Raw genomic sequence first — 664 nt, forward strand, 5'->3', positions numbered from 1 at the left:
GCCGTCCGGCACGGGGTACCGGCCGACGCGGCGGCGGAGGCGGCCGACGTGCTGGTCGCCCCGCACCACCAGGTGTCCGGCGAGCTGACGGTGTCGCTCGGCGGCGACCGCCGCGTGCTGCTCGCCAACGTCGGCCCCGGGCACACCGGGCACGACCTGGCGGTGCTGGTGCCGGGAGAACCGGACGTGGTGTTCTGCGGCGACCTGGTCGAGCAGTCCGGTGAGCCGCAGGCCGGTCCGGACGCCCACCCCGCCCGCTGGCCGGCCGCGTTGGACCGGCTGCTGGTGCTGGGCGGTCCGGACGCCGTGTACGTGCCGGGGCACGGCGCGGTGGTGGACGCCGCCTTCGTACACGCCCAACGGGAGGAGCTGGCCCGTCGTTTCGCCGCCGGGTAGCACAATGGCGGTCATGCGCAGCAGGAGTTACGGCCCGGATCTGACACCGCCGTGGAAGAAGAGCAAGCCCGCCCCGGAGGTTCCGGCCGACCCGGGAACCGTCGTAGAAGAGGTCACCACCGGCTTCTGCGGGGCCGTGCTGCGCTGCGAGAAGACGGCCGAGGGGCCGACGGTGACGCTGGAGGACCGCTACGGCAAGCAGCGGGTGTTCCCGCTGGCCCCGCGCGGTTTCCTGCTGGAGGGGCGCACGGTGACGCTGGTCCGTCCG

2 protein-coding genes are annotated in these 664 nt (G+C 74.4%); both read left to right on the forward strand.

The window, feature by feature from the left end:
* On the forward strand, positions 1-396 hold a 396-nt coding region (locus ACYVE9_RS29760), incomplete at its 5' end, for an MBL fold metallo-hydrolase (protein WP_461030971.1).
* A 13-nt stretch (positions 397-409) separates the two neighbouring features.
* The coding region (locus ACYVE9_RS29765) for a DUF3097 family protein (protein ID WP_461030972.1) at positions 410-664 on the forward strand (255 nt) is incomplete at its 3' end.

This window comes from Streptomyces sparsus (assembly GCF_054776295.1).